15 protein-coding genes and 1 pseudogene are annotated in these 18516 nt (G+C 59.6%); 6 read left to right on the top strand and 10 right to left on the bottom strand.

Going from position 1 to position 18516, the window contains the following annotated elements:
- The first annotated feature begins 240 nt into the window (after positions 1 to 240).
- The 3 genes and pseudogenes from glpA to glpC all read left to right on the top strand — a co-directional run bounded on the left by glpA (position 241) and on the right by glpC (position 4264).
- Positions 241 to 1870 (top strand): annotated as a pseudogene (glpA, locus tag QE396_RS01375) (anaerobic glycerol-3-phosphate dehydrogenase subunit A).
- A complete protein-coding gene (gene glpB / locus QE396_RS01370; RefSeq protein ID WP_020883158.1) occupies positions 1860 to 3077 on the top strand; it encodes a glycerol-3-phosphate dehydrogenase subunit GlpB in 1218 nt (405 codons plus the stop codon). The pseudogene glpA and the gene glpB overlap by 11 nt, the downstream one beginning before the upstream one ends.
- Positions 3074 to 4264 carry an anaerobic glycerol-3-phosphate dehydrogenase subunit GlpC gene (gene glpC / locus QE396_RS01365; protein ID WP_020883157.1) on the top strand — a complete coding sequence of 397 codons (1191 nt, stop codon included), beginning with the start codon at positions 3074 to 3076 and terminating at the stop codon, positions 4262 to 4264. The genes glpB and glpC overlap by 4 nt, the downstream gene beginning before the upstream one ends.
- A 33-nt stretch (positions 4265 to 4297) precedes the next feature.
- Here the strand turns inward: glpC and QE396_RS01360 are convergent, their stop codons facing one another.
- The 4 genes from QE396_RS01360 to tctD all read right to left on the bottom strand — a co-directional run bounded on the left by QE396_RS01360 (position 4298) and on the right by tctD (position 8331).
- Positions 4298 to 5497, bottom strand: a complete 1200-nt coding sequence (locus tag QE396_RS01360; RefSeq protein WP_014170973.1) for a nicotinamide mononucleotide deamidase-related protein YfaY — start codon at positions 5495 to 5497, stop codon at positions 4298 to 4300.
- Positions 5498 to 5591: 94 nt separating this feature from the next.
- Positions 5592 to 6131 (bottom strand): YfaZ family outer membrane protein, encoded by a 540-nt coding sequence (locus tag QE396_RS01355; protein WP_020883156.1) that lies wholly within the window; start codon positions 6129 to 6131, stop codon positions 5592 to 5594.
- Between the two features lie 129 nt (positions 6132 to 6260).
- On the bottom strand, positions 6261 to 7670 hold the full coding sequence (locus QE396_RS01350) for a sensor histidine kinase (protein WP_020883155.1): 1410 nt from the start codon (positions 7668 to 7670) through the stop codon (positions 6261 to 6263).
- Positions 7657 to 8331 carry a transcriptional regulator TctD gene (gene tctD, locus QE396_RS01345; RefSeq protein ID WP_014170976.1) on the bottom strand — a complete coding sequence of 225 codons (675 nt, stop codon included), beginning with the start codon at positions 8329 to 8331 and terminating at the stop codon, positions 7657 to 7659. Before tctD ends, QE396_RS01350 begins: the two co-directional genes overlap by 14 nt.
- Positions 8332 to 8481: 150 nt before the next feature.
- Here tctD and QE396_RS01340 point away from each other — a divergent pair, with 150 nt between their 5' ends.
- The 3 genes from QE396_RS01340 to QE396_RS01330 are packed head-to-tail and all read left to right on the top strand — an operon-like array spanning position 8482 to position 11431.
- Positions 8482 to 9462, top strand: a complete 981-nt coding sequence (locus QE396_RS01340) for a tripartite tricarboxylate transporter substrate binding protein (RefSeq protein ID WP_020883154.1) — start codon at positions 8482 to 8484, stop codon at positions 9460 to 9462.
- 11 nt (positions 9463 to 9473) lie between these two features.
- Complete coding sequence (locus QE396_RS01335; RefSeq protein WP_020883153.1) at positions 9474 to 9905, top strand: tripartite tricarboxylate transporter TctB family protein; 432 nt, start codon at positions 9474 to 9476, stop codon at positions 9903 to 9905.
- An 11-nt stretch (positions 9906 to 9916) separates the two neighbouring features.
- Positions 9917 to 11431, top strand: a complete 1515-nt coding sequence (locus QE396_RS01330; protein WP_014170979.1) for a tripartite tricarboxylate transporter permease — start codon at positions 9917 to 9919, stop codon at positions 11429 to 11431.
- On the opposite strand, the gene menE is transcribed toward QE396_RS01330, so the two are convergent.
- The 6 genes from menE to menF form a co-directional block, all read right to left on the bottom strand.
- Positions 11432 to 12793 carry an o-succinylbenzoate--CoA ligase gene (menE, locus tag QE396_RS01325; RefSeq protein ID WP_047366486.1) on the bottom strand — a complete coding sequence of 454 codons (1362 nt, stop codon included), beginning with the start codon at positions 12791 to 12793 and terminating at the stop codon, positions 11432 to 11434.
- Complete coding sequence (menC, locus tag QE396_RS01320; protein WP_032678606.1) at positions 12790 to 13755, bottom strand: o-succinylbenzoate synthase; 966 nt, start codon at positions 13753 to 13755, stop codon at positions 12790 to 12792. The genes menE and menC overlap by 4 nt, the downstream gene beginning before the upstream one ends.
- A complete protein-coding gene (gene menB, locus QE396_RS01315; RefSeq protein WP_025203593.1) occupies positions 13755 to 14612 on the bottom strand; it encodes a 1,4-dihydroxy-2-naphthoyl-CoA synthase in 858 nt (285 codons plus the stop codon). Before menB ends, menC begins: the two co-directional genes overlap by 1 nt.
- The gene (gene menH / locus QE396_RS01310; RefSeq protein ID WP_047366487.1) at positions 14609 to 15385 is read right to left on the bottom strand and encodes a 2-succinyl-6-hydroxy-2,4-cyclohexadiene-1-carboxylate synthase; all 777 of its coding nucleotides are present in this window, start codon (positions 15383 to 15385) and stop codon (positions 14609 to 14611) included. Before menH ends, menB begins: the two co-directional genes overlap by 4 nt.
- Positions 15382 to 17052 carry a 2-succinyl-5-enolpyruvyl-6-hydroxy-3-cyclohexene-1-carboxylic-acid synthase gene (gene menD / locus QE396_RS01305; RefSeq protein ID WP_047366488.1) on the bottom strand — a complete coding sequence of 557 codons (1671 nt, stop codon included), beginning with the start codon at positions 17050 to 17052 and terminating at the stop codon, positions 15382 to 15384. The genes menH and menD overlap by 4 nt, the downstream gene beginning before the upstream one ends.
- A gap of 88 nt (positions 17053 to 17140) precedes the next feature.
- Positions 17141 to 18436 (bottom strand): isochorismate synthase MenF, encoded by a 1296-nt coding sequence (gene menF, locus QE396_RS01300; protein WP_020883148.1) that lies wholly within the window; start codon positions 18434 to 18436, stop codon positions 17141 to 17143.
- Positions 18437 to 18516 lie beyond the last annotated feature (80 nt).

Here is an 18516-nt window from a genome sequence, read left to right as displayed (position 1 = left end):
CAGGTATTGAATTTACAGGGGTTTAACTGCCCCACACTCCAGAGAGGCGGCGATGTTAAGAAATCACGGTGATTGTTACTGTGAATCAACGCACAAATTGTTACAGAAATATGACAATGTGCGCAAAAAAGCGCATGTAATCACGTTTCACTTTCGAATTTCGTTCGTTTATGTTCGAAATCAAACAAACCACAGTTTTAATGTGGCTAAATGGTAAAAAACGAACACAGAGGGATAACAATGACAATTCACGATCCTCGCTACAGCGATGTGATTATCATTGGCGGTGGCGCGACCGGCGCCGGCATCGCACGCGACTGCGCCCTGCGTGGGCTGAGCGTCACGCTTCTGGAGCGCCATGACATTGCGACGGGCGCAACCGGGCGCAATCATGGCCTGCTGCACAGTGGTGCCCGTTACGCGGTGACCGACCCCGAATCCGCGCGGGAATGCATTGCTGAAAACCAGATCCTCAGACGCATTGCCCGCCACTGCATTGAACCGACCAACGGTCTGTTCATTACGCTTCCCGAAGACGATCTCTCATTTCAGCCAACCTTTGTGACCGCCTGCCGCGCTGCAGGGATTGAGGCTGACGTTATCGACCCCGAACTCGCGCGTCGTCTGGAACCGTCTGTCAACCCGGCCCTTATCGGTGCGGTGAAGGTCCCCGGACGGTACGGTTGACCCTTTCCGCCTGACCGCCGCGAACATGCTGGACGCCCGTGAACACGGCGCACAGGTTCTGACCGGGCAGGAAGTGACCGGGCTTATCCGTGAAGGGAACCGCGTCTGCGGCGTACGTGTTTTTGATACGCAGTATAAGGAGCATGGCGAACTGTACGCCGCCGTGGTGGTCAACGCGGCGGGGATCTGGGGGCAACGCATCGCGGAGTACGCCGAGCTGTCTGTGCGCATGTTCCCGGCAAAAGGCTCGCTGCTGATCCTCGACCACCGCATTAACAACCACGTGATCAACCGCTGCCGCAAACCTTCTGATGCCGACATCCTGGTGCCGGGCGATACCATTTCGCTTATCGGCACCACCTCAACCCACGTGGACTATAGCGAGATTGATTACAACCGCGTGACCGCCGACGAGGTGGATATCCTGCTGCGCGAAGGGGAAAAGCTGGCCCCTGTGATGGCGCAGACCCGAATTCTTCGCGCCTATGCCGGCGTGCGCCCTCTGGTGGCGAGCGATAACGACCCGAGCGGGCGCAACGTCAGCCGTGGCATCGTGCTGCTCGACCACGCCGCGCGCGATGGTCTGGACGGGTTTATCACCATCACCGGCGGCAAGCTGATGACCTACCGCCTGATGGCCGAATGGGCAACCGATGCCGTCTGCCGCAAGCTGGGTAATAGCGAACGATGTGTGACCGCAGAACAACCTCTGCCCGGCTCGCGTCAGTCCACCGAGAAAACGCTGCAAAAAATCATCTCCCTTTCCGCCCCCCTGCGCGGTTCCGCCATCTATCGCCACGGAGACCGCACGCCGCTCTGGCTGGGGGAAGGACGGCTGAGCCGTAGCCTGGTGTGTGAATGTGAAGCCGTCACGGCGGGTGAAGTGCAATACGCCGTGGAGAATCTGACCGTCAACAGCCTGCTTGATTTACGTCGGCGCACCCGCGTGGGCATGGGCACCTGCCAGGGTGAGCTGTGCGCCTGCCGTGCCGCCGGGTTGTTACAACGTTTTCATACCACCACTGCCACCCAGTCGCTGGCACAACTCAGTGATTTCCTGAACGAACGCTGGAAAGGCATTCAGCCTGTCGCCTGGGGTGATGCCCTGCGTGAAAGCGAGTTTACCCGCTGGGTCTACCAGGGGCTGTGCGGTCTTGAGAAGGAGCAACAGGATGAAATTTGATACCGTGATTGTCGGTGGTGGGCTGGCGGGTCTGCTCTGTGGTATCAGGCTAACGAAGCAGGGGCTGCGCTGCGCCATCATCACCCGGGGCCAGAGCGCACTGCACTTCTCGTCGGGTTCGCTGGATCTGCTGGATGAGGCATATCGCGATGCCCTGCCGCCAGAGCATCCCTATAACCTGACGGGCAGAGACACCGTCGACCGCTTCGCCCATGAAGCCGAAACCCTTCTGGCCGAGTGTGGCGCACGGCTGCAGGGTAACGCCCGGAAAAATCATCATCGGGTTACCCCGCTCGGCACCCTGCGCTCTGCCTGGCTCAGCCCGGAAGAGGTGCCTGTTGCCCCCTTTAACGCAGGACGGGTCCTGGTCGTGGGTATTAGCGGTTTTCTTGATTTTCAGCCCCACCTCGCTGCGGCATCGCTCTGTCGTCAGGGCGTGAATGCACAAACGGCTGAGATAGAGCTTCCTGAGCTTGACGTCCTGCGCGACAACCCGAGCGAGTTTCGCGCGGTGAATATTGCCCGTTTTCTCGACAACGACGATAAATGGCCGCTGCTGTATGCCGCGCTCCGGCCGCTTGCCGAAGGTTGCGACACGCTGTTTATGCCCGCCTGCTTTGGCTTAAGCGACAACCGGCTCTGGCGCTGGCTCTCGGATCGCCTGCCCTACTCGCTTGGCCTGCTGCCGACGCTTCCCCCTTCTGTCCCCGGCATTCGCCTGCATACCCAGCTTCAGCGGCGGTTTATCGCTCAGGGTGGCGTGTGGATGGCGGGTGACGAGGTGAAAAAAATCACCCTGACGGATGGCTCGGTGAGCGAAGTCTGGACGCGTAATCACGCTGATATTCCGCTTCGCGCGCGTTATACAGTGCTGGCAAGCGGCAGTTTCTTCAGCAACGGGCTGCTGAGCCGTCGGGACGGCATCCAGGAGGCCATTATGGGGCTGGATGTCCGGCAAACGCCCTCCCGCGCAGACTGGTATCAGAGTGATTTCTTCACCCCGCAACCCTGGCAGCAGTTCGGCGTAATTGTCGATAAGCAGCTACACCCGCAACTTTCTGGTCAGCCAGTCAGTAATCTCTATGCCATTGGCTCTCTTCTGGGGGGAAACGATCCCATCGCTCAGGGTTGCGGCGGCGGGGTCTGCGCCATCACGGCGCTGTATGTGGCAGAGCAAATTGGCCAGCGCATGGAGGCTGAGCAATGAACGATACCCGGTTTGAAAGCTGCATCAAATGCACAGTTTGTACCACCGTCTGCCCGGTCAGCGGTGTGAATCCGCGCTACCCGGGCCCGAAACAAGCCGGGCCTGACGGCGAGCGCCTGCGTCTTAAAGACGGTGCGCTGTACGATGAGGCGCTGAAATACTGCATCAACTGTAAACGTTGCGAAGTGGCCTGTCCGTCGGACGTGAAGATCGGCGATATCATCCAGCGAGCCCGCGCGCGTTACAGCACGCAAAAGCCGTCCCTGCGCGATGCGATCCTGAGTCACACCGACCTGATGGGCAGTGTCTCCACGCCTTTTGCCCCGCTGGTGAATGCTGCAACGTCTCTCAAGCCGGTGCGAAAACTGCTGGATGCGACGCTGAAGATAGACCACCACCGCAGCCTGCCAAAATACTCTCACGGTACCTTCCGGCGCTGGTATACATCCGTGGCAGCGGAACAGGCGCAGTACACCGATCAGGTCGCGTTCTTCCACGGCTGCTATGTCAACTACAACCACCCGCAACTGGGAAAAGATCTGCTGAAGGTACTCAACGCGATGGGGACCGGCGTGCAGCTCCTGAATAAAGAGAAGTGCTGCGGTGTGCCGTTGATTGCCAACGGTTTTACCGATAAGGCGCGCAAACAAGCCAAAAGCAACGTCACGTCCCTGCGCGAGGCCATCGTTGATAAAGGAATTCCGGTACTGGCCACCTCGTCCACCTGTACCTTCACCCTGCGTGATGAGTATCCGCACCTGCTGGACGTGGATAACACCGGTCTGCGCGAGCACATTGAGCTGGCGACGCGTTTCCTGTGGCGCAAACTGGACAGCGGGCAGACGCTGCCGCTGCGGGAACTACCGCTGAAAGTGGTGTATCACACACCGTGTCATATGGAGAAAATGGGCTGGTCGCTCTATACGCTTGAGCTGTTGCGGCTCATTCCGGGGCTGGAGCTGACGGTGCTGGACTCGCGCTGCTGCGGCATCGCGGGCACTTACGGTTTTAAGCGAGAAAACTACGAAACGTCACAGGCGATCGGCGCCCCGCTGTTTCGCCAGATTGAAGAGAGCGGCGCAGATATCGTGGTCACCGACTGCGAAACCTGCAAGTGGCAGATAGAGATGTCTACCAGCAAGCGCTGCGAGCATCCGATCACTCTGCTGGCGAAGGCGCTGGGCTAAACCGTGCCGGGGCAAAACGCCCCGGCAAAGGCATCACTCAACAAACAGCGATTCGACAACATTAATCCAGCCGTGTTCGCTGGCCACCTCTTTACCCTTCAGCCAGCGGCGCAGCATGTTCAGCGCCATCATGGCGCAGACCTCCTGACGTACCGCCAGACTGTGGCGGGTAATGCTCATTTTAACCCGCAAAGCATACGTGCCTTCCGGCGTCGCCAGCGCAAAGTTGAGATGTTCCTCATCCAGCCCCCCCACAAACAGCGCCAGGCCAGCAAAATGTTTCACCCTTCTTTCCGAAGCCCAGCGCGCGGTCTGCGCCAGCGTTTCCTGCTGGAACGGCACCACTTCACTGGCCAACAGCGGCGCACTGGCGCGCGACAGCTGTAGCGCCAGCAGCCCGCCGGTGAACTGTTCGCTTAAGGTCACGCTCAGCTGGCGAGACTGCAGATGCGACGCAATCTGCGCCGGCAGCCCCTCGGTGCCTTCAAAGATCAGGCTTTCACCTGCCACGCGCTGCACCTCCGGCCAGAGCGCCAGCATCGCCGCCTTCTCTGAGGCCGGTCCTGTCAGCTTGAGTTCAATGATGGGCATGGAGGAGCGGTAGCCCATTGAGACACCGGGTGGCAGGGAAAGATGATCAAGACTCTGGGCCAGATCGCTTTCGGAACGGCCAAACGTGGTCAGACGCAGGCAGAGCGGAGGCTCAGGCAGGGTAAAACGTTCGCGAAGGCGCGGCAGGATCTGCTGCTCAACCATCACTTTAAATTCTGACGGTACGCCCGGCGTGAAGAACATCAGGCAGCGGTTCAGCGTAATGGCAAACCCACACGCGGTACCCACGGGGTTATCGACCAGTTCGGCGCTGGCGGGAATTTCCGCCTGCTTGCGGTTGCTGGGTGCCATAACACGGCCACGTTCGGAGAAGAAACGCTCCATCTGCGCCAGCCACTCTTCATGAAGCACCAGCCCTTCACCTTTTGCGGTCGCGGCGGCCAGGGCGCTGAGATCGTCGCTGGTGGGACCGAGCCCGCCGTTCACAATCAACACGTCGGCGTGTTCGCTACGCTCGCGCAGCACATTCACCAGTGACTCAAGATTGTCGCCCACCGTATTGCGACGCGTTAACGGTAATCCTTGCTCAAAGAAAAGATCGGCAAGCCAGGCAGCATTGGTATCAATAATTTGTCCATGCAGCACTTCGTCGCCGGTGGATAACATCTCCACGTTAATCATTGTGTTCTCCCGCTTATATGGTCAAAACACTATAGCGCAAATGGATGTCGGGAGAAGAGTGAAACTGGCGCGACAGAATGCCGCGCCGGCGTGATTAGAACCCTGCGCTGACCCCCACGTACGGGCCGTCAGCCAGTGCGTTGTCGCGGTTGCCGTCTTTACCCGCCAGGTTCAGATAGCGATAGCCTGCTTCAATCGTAATCGGACGCATGATGGTCCAGCGCGCGCCCGCGTTGGCTTCTTCATAGCTGTCGATACCGCTGGAGAGCGAATCCGGTGAGTAGTAATACTCGCCGAACAGGCCGAAACTATCGCCAATTTTCCACTGCAGGCCGCCGCCTACCGCCGCCGCGTAACCTTCATCACCGTCGTTCGGGTTAGTGTAAATCCCCTTACCGCCCACGGTGGCCAGGAACGGGCCAAGCGGAATGTTCAGACCCAGACCGAGGCTTGCCGCATCGCCATCGTCATCGTTATGTGTCCAGCCGCCGGTCATCGCCAGACCGGAGGTCTCGGTCCCAAGGCCAAAGCCGAGGTGAGTATAATCCTGACCCGCCGAGCCGTTGAAGCTGATGGCGTTCGCCGCCGAAGAAACAACCATCAGGCCTAAGCCCACTAATGCCACTTTTTTCATTGTCGTGATCCCGCACAATTTTATAGAGAAGTCCCAAAACCGCGAGATTTTAACCTGAGTCGCCCGGGGATCAAGCACTCTGCGTGCGGCAGACAAGTAGTTTGTAACGATTTGATACCCGGTGTTTTTTTACGTGAGCAGCAGAAAACGCATTTTAACGCTCAGGCCACCCAGCGTTTCGCTGCGCGTCAGCTGCAAAGGACTTCTGTGCAGACGGGCAATATCAGCGGCCAGCGCCAGCCCGATCCCTGACCCGGCGGCATCTCCGACGTTATCCAGCCGGTGGAAAGGCAGCATCGCCTGCTGGATCTGGTCCTCTTCGATGCCCGGACCACTGTCCTCCACGCTCAGCTCAACGGCGCCCTGGTCCGTTCGCAGGAACACGGTCACTGTCCCTTCTGCAGGGGTATATTTGATCGCATTCTCCAGCAGGTTGGCGCACAACTCCCCCAGCAGCACGTCATCGCCTTCGATCATGACCGGCTGCTGCAGACCGTCATAGCCCAGGTCAATCGCTTTACTGCGCGCCTGCGCCAGCCGTGAGAAGCAGCAGTTTTGCACCACCTGAACCAAATCCACCGGCGCAAACTGGCCCTCCCCCTGCTCCTTACGCTTCACCGCGGAAAGCTGCAGCAGCCGTTCGGTCAGTACAATGGTGTCATCCAGGGTCGCATTCATTGCCCGCAGGCTCTCCTGCCAGAGGGCGGGATCCTGACGCGTCAGGGCAACGGAGACCTGGGTTTTCAGCACCGCCAGCGGGGTTTTGAGCTGATGCGAGGCATCCGCGTTGAAGCGTTCCTGACGCGACAGCACGCCGCGCAGCCTGTCGATATAGCGGTTGAACGCCACAATCAGCAGCCGGGTCTCAGACCAGGGCAACAACTCCGGCAGCGGCGCGAGCAGGCCTGGATCACGGCGCACCATCAGCGAAGAGAGCTGGCGCATTGGGCGCAGTACGCGACGCAACAACCACGCGGTCAACACCAGGGTCAGCAGCACCAGCAATCCCTGAGAGACCCATGATGAAAAGAGCAACTGACTGGCGAGATAGCGGCGGGACTGGAGCGTCTCCGCAACATAAATCTCCGCCATGCCGACGATATTCCCTTCATTGACGGGCTGCAGCAGACGCGCGACACGGATCGCCTGCCCGCGGTATTCGGTGTGATAAAACCAGGCCAGCGCCGGATAGAGCGTGGTACGGGATGTTGCCGGGGGCATCCGGGGCAGATCGTCATAACCCGAGATCACCCGCCCGTCGGGATCGACCACTTTATAATAGAGCCGGTCGTTCATATTGAGTTCAAAGCTGTCGAGCACCACCCAGGGTACATTCACGCCCAGCCTGCCGTCGTGAACCTCCAGCCGCTCCGATATTGTTCGGGCAGAGGATAACAGCGTGCGGTCGTAAGCCTGCGTGGCCGCCTGCAATGCGCTGACATAGCTGTTAAATGCCGACAACCCCCACAGCAACAACAACGGAAGCCCAAGAAACAGCAGCAGTTGCAGGTAAAGCGACTGCGGCTTAACCCACCTCATCGCCGCACTCCAGCACATAACCCAGTCCGCGAAGGGTGGTGACCCTCACGCCGCTACCGCTGAGCTTTTTGCGCAGACGATGAATATAGAGATCGATACTCTCCGGGCTAACGTCGTCATTCAGGCTAAACACCTGATCGAACAGCTGCTGCCGGGAAACGGGCCGGGTCCGGCGATGCATCAACACCTTCAGCAGCGACAGTTCGCGCGGCGTGAGCGACAGAGGCTCGTCGCGCAGCAGGAAAAAGCCTTCGTCGTCATATTCCAGCTCCCCAAGGCGCTGACGCTCCTGCGTTCGCCCTTCGCTTCTGCGCAACAGGGCGCGCAGCCGCGCGTCAAGCTCCTCCAGCTCAAACGGTTTCGGCAGATAATCATCCGCCCCGGCGTTGAGCCCTTTCACCCGGTCCGCCACGTTGCTGCGCGCGGTGAGAAACAGGACGGGCAGCGTCTGACCGCGTTTACGCAGACGATGCACGACCTCCAGACCGTCAAAGCCGGGCATTCCGATGTCCAGGATGGCAACCGCATAGCTTTCTCCCTGCAGCAGATGGTCGGCGGCGCGCCCGTCAGAAACGCAGTCCACGGCAAAGCCCTCCTGCACCAGCGCTTTCTCCAGCCAGTGAGCCAGCTCACGATTATCTTCCGCGAGTAAGAGACGCATATCACATCCTGTAAAGTTGGTGTCGCATTGAAAGGGAAATGAAAGGTTATTGTTTTAACAATCACGCAACGGAACCGCTACAAGGTGGTTCACATAATCAGAAAAAAGACCCGTACCCGTACTCCCGGAACTCCGGCGTGAGGATAAACGATGAAAAAACAACTACTTTCGACTCTTGCTGCAAGCGTATTGATGATAAGTGCCTCTGCCGTTCAGGCGCAGGATGCCCCGTCCCGCACCGAGTGCATCGCGCCGGCGAAACCCGGCGGCGGTTTCGATCTCACCTGCAAACTCATTCAGGTCAGCATGCTGGAGACCGGCGCTATCGCAAAACCCATGCGTGTGACCTATATGCCCGGCGGCGTGGGTGCCGTTGCGTACAACGCGATTGTCGCGCAACGCCCTGCGGAAGCCGGCACGGTGGTGGCTTTCTCCGGTGGCTCGCTGTTGAACTTGTCTCAGGGGAAGTTTGGCCGCTACGGCGTGGATGACGTGCGCTGGCTGGCAACCGTCGGTACTGACTACGGCATGATTGCCGTGCGCGCGGATTCACCGTGGAAATCCCTGAAAGACCTGCTGACCGCCATGGAAAAAGATCCGAACAGCGTGGTGATTGGCGCCGGTGCCTCCATCGGCAGCCAGGACTGGATGAAAGCCGCCCTGCTGGCACAGCAGGCGAAGGTTGATCCTCACAAGATGCGCTACGTGGCGTTTGAAGGGGGCGGCGAACCGGTGACGGCGCTGATGGGAAATCACGTTCAGGCGGTATCCGGCGATCTCAGTGAAATGGTGCCCTACCTGAACGGCGATAAAATCCGCGTGCTGGCGGTCTTCTCTGAGAACCGCCTGCCGGGCCAACTGGCGAACGTCCCTACCGCAAAAGAACAGGGTTATGACCTGGTCTGGCCGATTATCCGCGGTTTCTTCGTCGGGCCAAAAGTGACCGATGCCGAATATCAGTGGTGGGTCGAAACCTTCAATAAACTCCAGCAGACCGAAGCGTTTAAAAAGCAGCGCGATCTGCGCGGGCTGTTTGAGTTCAACCTGAGCGGCAAGCCGCTGGATGAGTACGTCAAAAAACAGGTCAATGACTATCGCGAACAGGCGAAAGCCTTTGGCCTTGCCAAATAACCGGAGGCGGTATGAGCGATCGTATTTTTGCCGGGATTTGGCTGCTGCTCTGCGTCGGTGGGATGTTCGTCGCCTGGCAGATCCACAGCGAATACAGCTATGAACCGGTGGGGCCGCGCCCCTTCCCGATGGGCATTGTTGGACTGATGCTGCTCTGCTCGGTGGCCCTGCTGCTCCGTCATCCGGATACCGTAGAGTGGCCACCGCGCCGTATTCTGCAGCGTCTGCTGGTGATGGTCATCGTTCTGCTGATGTACGCCTGGGGTTTTGAGTGGCTCGGCTTTCCGGTTGCAACCGCCATCCTGACGATGGTGATCGGCATGCTGTTTAACGCCACCCTCCCGGCGGCGGGGATTTCCGGCGCGGTAATGGGGATCTTGCTGTGGTTTGCCTTTGACCGCCTGCTGGATGTGACCTTACCGCTCGGCGCATGGTTTAATTAACGGAGCACGCTATGGATACCTGGATTTATCTCTCGCAGGGGTTCGCCGTGGCGATGACCCCGGAAAACCTGGTGATAGCCCTGATCGGCTGCTTTGTCGGGACCATTGTGGGTCTGCTGCCCGGCCTTGGGCCAATTAACGGCGTCGCTATTTTACTCCCGCTGGCGTTTGCCCTGCATCTGCCTGCGGAATCGGCGCTGATCCTGCTGGCGACGGTGTATATAGGCTGTGAATATGGCGGGCGTATTTCCTCCATTCTGCTGAACGTGCCCGGCGATGCGGCGGCCATTATGACCGCGCTGGATGGCTACCCGATGGCACGGCAGGGTCGCGGTGGCGTGGCGCTGTCCATCTCCGCGGTCAGTTCGTTTTGTGGTTCACTGATTGCCATCGGCGGTATCATTCTGTTTGCCCCTGCGCTGGCCCAGTGGTCGCTGGCGTTTGGTCCGGCAGAGTATTTTGCGCTGATGGTCTTTGCCATCGCCTGTCTCGGCAGCATGATGGCGCAGAATCCGCTGAAATCGTTTTTGTCCGCGCTGATTGGCTTAGGGTTAGCCACCGTCGGCGTGGATGCCAACACCGGGGTTTATCGCTTTACCTTTGACAGCGTGCACCTTTCCGACGGCGTGCAGTTTATCGTAGTCGTGATTGGCCTGTTCTCGGTCTCTGAAATTTTATTGATGCTGGAACATACCAGCAGCGGACAGACGCTGGTGCGTAAAACGGGCCGCATGCTTTTCAGTGCCAAAGAGGGCGCACAGTGTATCGGCGCGACGCTGCGTTCGTCGGTGATTGGCTTCTTCGTCGGCATTCTGCCGGGGGCCGGGGCCACCATCGCCAGCGCCATCACTTACATGACCGAGAAAAAGCTCAGCGGCAACAGTGACAGCTTCGGCAAGGGCGACATTCGCGGGGTAGCGGCCCCAGAGGCTGCGAATAACGCCTCGGCCTGCGGTTCGTTTATCCCGATGCTGACCCTTGGCGTACCGGGCTCGGGCACCACGGCGGTGATGATGGGCGCGCTGACGCTCTATAACATTACGCCTGGACCGGCCATGTTTACCGAGCAGCCGGATATTGTCTGGGGGCTGATTGCAGCGCTGCTAATCGCCAACGTGATGCTGCTGGTCATGAACATTCCGCTGATTGGTCTGTTCACCCGGATGCTGACAATTCCCCTGTGGTTCCTGGTGCCGGCTATCGCGGCCGTCTCTGCGGTGGGGGTGTATGCGGTACACAGCACCACTTTCGATCTGGTGCTGATGGTGCTGCTTGGCGTACTGGGCTACATCCTGCGTAAGATGCACTTCCCGATGTCACCGCTGATTTTAGGCTTTGTGCTGGGAGAGATGCTGGAGCAGAACCTGCGCCGCGCCTTGTCCATCAGCAACGGCAATATGTCTATTCTGTGGGACAGCAGCGTGACGAAGGTGCTGTTAGCGATGGCCATCCTGGTGATTGTGGTTCCGCCGGTATTGCGTCTGCTGCGTCGCCGCCAGCGCAAACCGGCACCGGATATCGGTTGATTATCCTTTCAACAGACGGGTGACCCACTGTTTTAATGCCTGGCGGGAGATCTTAATCCCGCCATTTTTGAGCTCTGCCGGCAGCATTAGCCAGTGCACCGGCTGCTCAAAGCGCGCCAGTTTGCCCTGTACCCACGCCGGGAAGCCGGTGATATCGGTTCCCGGTTCACACTCCACCACCGCCACCGGACGCTGACCGAACTCGGCGTCATCGAGTGGGACGATAAACGCCTGGTTTATCTGCGGATGGCGGGCAATAACCCGCTCAAGGCTTTCCGGCTGGATCCCTTCGCCCCCGCTGAAAAAGAGGTTGTCCATTCGGCCAAGGATCGTCAGGCGCCCGTCATGCCATTCCCCGCGATCGCGGGTGGCAAACCAGCCCTGAGCATTGGTCAGCGGAATCAATGCACCGTCCCGCCAGTAACCTGCGGCCATACTTTGCGCTTTGATCCACACTTCACCGTCAACCACCCGCACCTCTCTGCCCGGCAACGCAGCGCCGACGTCCGGTTCACCGTCTGCCTCTTTGGCACAAACCGTTGAGGCAAACTCCGTCAGACCGTAGCCACAGAAAGTGCGGATCCCCCGCTGGCTCGCCTGCTGAGTCAGGTCAACGGGGATCGCGGCCCCGCCAAGCAGTACGGCTTTCAGCGCGACAGGCTGATGTGCATTAAGCAGACGCCAGAGCTGCGTCGGTACCAGTGAGGCATGCGTACAGCCCTGCAGGGCCTGCGCCAGCGGCTGCTTCTCGCGGACGGTTAAGCGCGCGCCAGCCTGCAGCCAGCGCCACAAAATCCCCTGCCCGGAGACATGAAACAGCGGCAGGGAGAGCAGCCAGTCGTCTTCATCGTCGTAGGGCATCAGCGAAAGCACGCCGCGCGCACTGGCAAGATGGGCGGCACAGGTATGGACCGCCGCCTTGGGTAAACCGGTTGAACCGGATGTCAGCGTCATGGAAGCCAGCCGCGATGGTTGCCACGCCACGCGACACCCGCCCGGCGCCTCGCGCATACTGAGCGCGACCAGCCCGTCGTAGACGCCGTCCAGCACCAGGGCAAAGCGCAGCGTCATCTGCGGGAGCAACACGTCCAGCAGCGGGTGCGGCAGCTGCGGGTTAACGGGAAGAATACGTGCCCCGCACTGAAGCAATGCCAGCCACGCCATCAGGGTTTGCGGGTGATTATGCGCCAGCAGCAGTACGCCGTCGCCCTCCTGCACACCCTGCAGCTGAAAGCCCGCGGCCAGTCTGTCGATGCGCGCACACAGCTGTTGCCAGCTGAGCGTCTCATCGTTCAGCCTCAGGGCCGGTTTATCAGCATACTGCGCGCACCAGTGTCGCCACGGCCAGTCGGTAAAACTCATAGCAACGGCTCCAGCCCCTCAACGTCAAGGAGCGGCAGCGTGCTGTCTGGCCACGGACGGATAAGCTGATTTTGCATCAGGTTCAGCGTATCGAGACCGGGGACAGTGTCTGGCGTTAACCAGGCGGCAATGCGCGCCAGTTGGGTTAGCCCCAGGCTGGACTCAATCGAAGAGCTGATGACCGCCGTCAGCCCGGCGGCATGGGCCGCCGCGACCTGCTCGCGTACCTTAGCAAGGCTGCCGGTCAACGTCGGTTTAATGACCACCGCGCGGACACCCGGTTCGGCGACAAACGCAAAGCCGTCTTCACGCAGGCTTTCATCCCACGCGATGGCAATGCCGGTTTCACGGGCAAACGCCCGGGAATCGTCGCGGGTTTTACACGGCTCTTCCAGAAACGCGATACGACTGCGGTACGCCGGGTTTACGTACTTCGCGAACTGCTGCGCCTTCAGCGGCGTCCAGGCGCGGTTAGCATCCAGACGCAGATGCAGGTCGGGCAATGCTTCCAGTAAGAGGTTAGCGACCATCCCATCGCGTACCGCTTCATAGAGACCGACTTTGATTTTCGCCACTTTCTCGCCCGGCATGGCGGCGAGCAGCGCAAACAGCTCATCCGGATCGCCCGTACAGAGCGGTGCCGCGCGGTAATTAGCCTCTGCAGGCAAGCTACCGTCCAGCTCCGCCAGCGCGCAGCTAATACCAAAAGCCGCGGAAGGCACCTCCGGCAACGCCGGGTTCGCGCCCTCACGCCACTCACTGGCCCACGCCAGCAATACCGCCTGCGCGTCATCCAGCGATTCAAGGCTAAAGCCCGGCAGCGGCGAAATCTCGCCCCAGCCTTCCTGCTCGCCCTGCTGCAGATGCACCAGCATGCCATCACGGGTTTTTAACCGCCGTTCACGCAGCACCACGCCCGCGTCCATCGGTATCTGCCAACGATAAACCTGCGCGCGACGCATTACGGATTCCGTTTATATTTGCTGAAGTCAGGCTGGCGTTTTTCGTTAAAGGCGTTGCGACCTTCCTGCCCTTCTTCGGTCATGTAGAACAGCATGGTGGCGTTACCTGCCAGCTCCTGCAGACCTGCCTGACCGTCACAGTCGGCGTTCAGGGCCGCTTTCAGGCAGCGTAGCGCCATTGGGCTGTTTTGCAGCATTTCACGACACCAGCGCACGGTCTCTTTCTCGAGCTCGGCAATTGGCACCACGGTGTTCACCAGGCCCATATCCAGCGCTTCCTGAGCAGTGTACTGACGGCACAGGAACCAGATTTCGCGGGCTTTTTTCTGACCGACAATGCGAGCCATGTAGGAAGCACCCCAGCCACCATCGAACGAACCCACTTTCGGGCCCGTCTGGCCAAAGATGGCGTTCTCTGCGGCAATGGTCAGGTCACACATCATGTGAAGCACATGGCCGCCGCCGATGGAGTAGCCTGCCACCATCGCCACCACCGGTTTTGGACAGGTGCGGATCTGGCGCTGGAAATCGAGCACGTTCAGGTGGTGAACGCCAGAGTCATCCTGGTATCCGCCGTAATCGCCGCGCACTTTCTGATCGCCACCGGCACAGAACGCTTTTTCACCTTCGCCGGTCAGGACGATAACACCGATGTTGTCGTCATAGCGCGCGTCTGCCAGCGCCTGAATCATCTCTTTGACGGTCAGCGGACGGAACGCGTTACGCACCTGCGGGCGGTTGATGGTGATTTTGGCAATGCCGTCTGCGGATTTGTGGTAACGAATGTCGGAGTAACCTTCGGAGCAGTCTTGCCATTCAACCGGCGCATAGAGCATGTGTTCATCAGGATAGATCATAGAGAGTCCTTTATTCGAAGACGCAGTATCTGAGCCAGACTCGCAGCAACCGCAGCGGGGTTTTCCCGGTGGGCGTTGTGTCCGGCATGGGGGATCGCATGGCGTACGGCGTGCAGTTCAGCCGCAAGGGCTTTGAACTTCTCATCACGTTCACCATATAAATAATCAAAAGCGACGTTGCAGGCGCTCAGTCCCGGACGCAAATCAGGCTGCACGGCCAGCGAGGTGGCCTCGAGCATCATCGCCAGAGTCGCGCCATTGTTCTGGCTACGCAGGCGAATAAGCGCCTGCCGCTGAACGTCCGTCAGGGAAGCAAATACGGGTTGTCGGTACCAGTCGGTGAAAACCACGTCGAGTGCCTCGGTACGAAAGCGCCGCGCCCAGCGGCGATCGGATGCCAGCCGCGCACTCCGCTCACCGGCATCCTGTAGCCCGGGATGGCCGCCTTCCACAATAATGCCCTTCAGCCCCTCTGGCTGCTGGCAGGCATGGAACATCGCAATGCGGCCGCCGAGGGAGTACCCCACCAGCCAGAAATTCAGTATGTTGTAACTAAGCAGAGTCCGGGTCAGCAAATCGCTCATCTCCTCGAACCCGGTCACGCCAGTATTGCCGGAACCACCGTGCCCCGGCAGGTCGAGATACAGCCGCGGGTAATCGCCCAGCGCCGCCCCGACCGTCTGCCACTCGCGGCAATCCCCGGAAAAACCGTGCAAAAAGACCAGCCAGGGATAACCCGGCTTTCCAGCCTGCTGCACGCCCGCGAGGATCACAGGTGGCTTACCTGGGCCAGCAGGCTTTGCAGTTTCTGCGCGCCGTCAGCATCGTTCACCACCAGCTCGATCAGCGTCGCACCGGGCTGTCGCCAGGCGCTGCTCAGGGCCGCATCAAGCGCCTCCCAGCTTTCCGGGCGATGGTATTTCAGGCTGAACATTGCCGCGGCGTGTTCAAACTGCACGTTCTGGGGCATCAGATAGAAACGCGCACGTTCGCTCTGCGGGGTGGGCAGTAGGGAGAAAATCTGTCCACCATTGTTGTTAACCACAATCAGCACAAACGGTGCCGAAACCTGACGCAGCAGCGCCAGGGCATTGAGGTCGTACAGCGCGGAGAGATCGCCGACGATTGCCAGCGTAGACTTCGCGCTGGCACGCTGTACGCCCGCCGCCGTGGAGATCAACCCGTCAATGCCGCTGGCCCCCCGGTTACTGTAGACCGGGTAACCGGCTGGCAGCTTTGAAAAGGCATCTATCAGGCGAACCACCAGACTGTTGCCGACAAACAGCTGCCCCTGCTCGGGCAGATACTGACGAATACGGTGTGCCAGCCCGGCCTCACTGAATGCTTCGCAGCTCGCCTGGGTTAACGCCCAGGCCTGTTCCGAAAGCGCCGGGATCGCAACGGCCCAGGGCTTGCGTTTTTCAGCCGGATGGAGTGCAAGCCAGGCGTCAATCTCACTGACCAGACGACGACCACGATGGTGTGCCGGGTCGAGCCGCCCTTCCAGCGAGTCCACCAGCCAGTACTCTTCTGGATCACAGGTTGCCTGCCACTGCAGTAACCGTTTACCGGTCAGGCTTGAGCCGAGCTGGACAATAATCTGCGCCTGCGAAAGCTCGGTGACCGCCTTCGCATTCCCCAGCCAGAGATCGGCACACGGCAGCGGCTGACCGGTCTGGGAAAGCACGTCGCCAATCAGCGGCCAGCCAAGGGTTTGCGCCCATTCCGCAACCAGCTTGCCTTGCGCGGCGCTCATGCGCCCGGCAACCACCACGCCACGCTTCTGCCGCCAGAAGAACCAGTCACGTTGTCTGGCGCTTTCAGGATGCGGTTGTGCACGCAGCCACGGCTTTTCACTTTGCCACCACTCACCCAGGGTGCGCTGCCATTCAAGACCGGTGTCATCCATTTCGCCATACAGCGGTTCGGCAAACGGACAGTTAATATGCAGCGCCCCGCCGCGCAGTGTCCCGATGGCATGATCGATTGTCGAGACCAGCCAGCTTGCCGGAATATCCTGAGTAGGACGCGGTAGCGCGATTGCCTGTGAAGGATGCGAGGCAAAGATGCCCGGCTGACGAATAGCCTGGTTGGCGCCACAGTCGATAAGCTCGGGGGGACGATCCGCGGTCAGCAGGATCAGTTTCTCCCCGGTTAATCCGGCTTCGATCAGCGCCGGATAGAGGTTTGCCACCGCGGTACCGGAGGTCACAATCACCGCCACAGGCTCGTTGCTGACTTTCGCAAGCCCCAGCGCCAGATGGCCAAGACCGCGTTCATCAAAATGAGTGTGGTGAATAAATGCCCGGTTTTCAGCGGCCGCCAGCGTCAGCGGGGTTGAACGAGAACCCGGTGCAATACACACGTGCCTGACGCCATGGCGAGTCAGGGCTTCAAGGATCACCGCCGCCCAGCGTCGGTTAAAAGAACTTACTGACATGAGATTGTCCGGTATCAAGAATACGACACAGTATAAATAATAGAAAAAATTGGAATTTTGATATGAATCGGGATTGCGCGAATCAGTCTTAATCCCTTAGGAGCAGAGAGCGCAGTCCGGCCGCTTTGTTTTCTATCTCCTGCCACTCCTGCTCCGGGTCAGAGCCGCTGACAATTCCCGCCCCGGCGTACAGCCGCAGGGCGTCTTCGTAAACACGGGCAGAACGCAACGCCACGCAGAACTCGCTTTGTTCAGGGGATAAATACCCGGCAGAACCGGCGTACCACTCGCGGTCGAACGGCTCGTTGTGGTGGATAAAGTCGCGCGCCGCCTGACGCGGCAGACCGGCGACGGCCGCCGTGGGCTGCAGAACATGCAGGCATTGTGCATCGTCAGCGTGTTTGAGCTCGGTCCAGATACAGCGACGCAGATGCTGTACTTTACGCAGCCGAACAACCTGGGCGGGCAGCACCTCCAGCGTCTGGGTATGGTGCTGGAGCCGCTGGCAAATATCTTCCACCACCAGCATATTTTCACGCTGATTTTTGTCGTCGTTCATCAGCCAGTCGCCCAGCCGTTTGGCCTGTTTATCATCGGTATGGCTGGCGACGGTGCCTGCCAGCGCTTCCGTGCGCAGCAGCTTGCCGCGTCTGCGCCACAGGCGCTCGGGGGTCGAGCCGAGAAACGCGTTGCTGGCATCGAACACCATGCAGAAATGGTAGCAGTTCAGGTTCAGGGCGCGGCTGGCAGCCATCAGTGCGACAGGGTTAACAGAGTGCTTAAACTGCAGGTCGGTTGCCCGGGCGAGCACCACCTTTTCAAAATCACCGCGAGCGATGGTCTGGGTTGCCTTGCGGATAAGGCGCAGCCATTCGGGTTGTTCCGGATGATGCTTTTCCTGCACAACCTCAACGGACAGTGGACGAATGGGTCTCGCCTCACCGAGTTGCTGGAGAAAATCCAGCGCGGCGCGGGCATCATCGTGAAGTGAACTGTCGCTCCACAGCTGCAGGCGTAACGTGGCCTGTCCGGCGGTACGTCGCCACAGCAGACGCGGTAAAAACAGACTGCCCTGCTCGGGATTAAACGCATTCAGGCCGCAGATACGCGTGTCGCGGGCCGCATCATGCGCCTGCAAAAACTGTGAGGCAAATGCCAGAGAGGAGAAATGCGCGACGGCACCAAGCGCAGCAAGTTCTTCATCACCGTTACGCTGTTGCCAGTAAAACTGAGGATAGCAATGCTGAACGCCCAGCCAGGCCAGGGGATCGAAGGCGTCGTTTAACGGGAAAGAGACGTCGAAGTGATGTAAACCGGGTGCAGTGGGTAACGCTTGCGTAAGCTGGCTACGCAGATGCTCCAGCGCGGTGGAAATCGAATTCACGCGAACCTCTCCCTGTTAAAACCGCATATTATACGGGGTACTGACCATAAATAGCAGTACCCACGTATAGGGAGTGGTTA

The sequence above is a fragment of the Enterobacter sp. SORGH_AS_0287 genome (assembly GCF_031453695.1).
Taxonomy (GTDB): Bacteria; Pseudomonadota; Gammaproteobacteria; order Enterobacterales; family Enterobacteriaceae; genus Enterobacter; species Enterobacter ludwigii.
The sequence above is the reverse complement of the archived record's forward strand: the minus strand, read 5'-3'. Positions and strand labels throughout refer to the sequence as shown.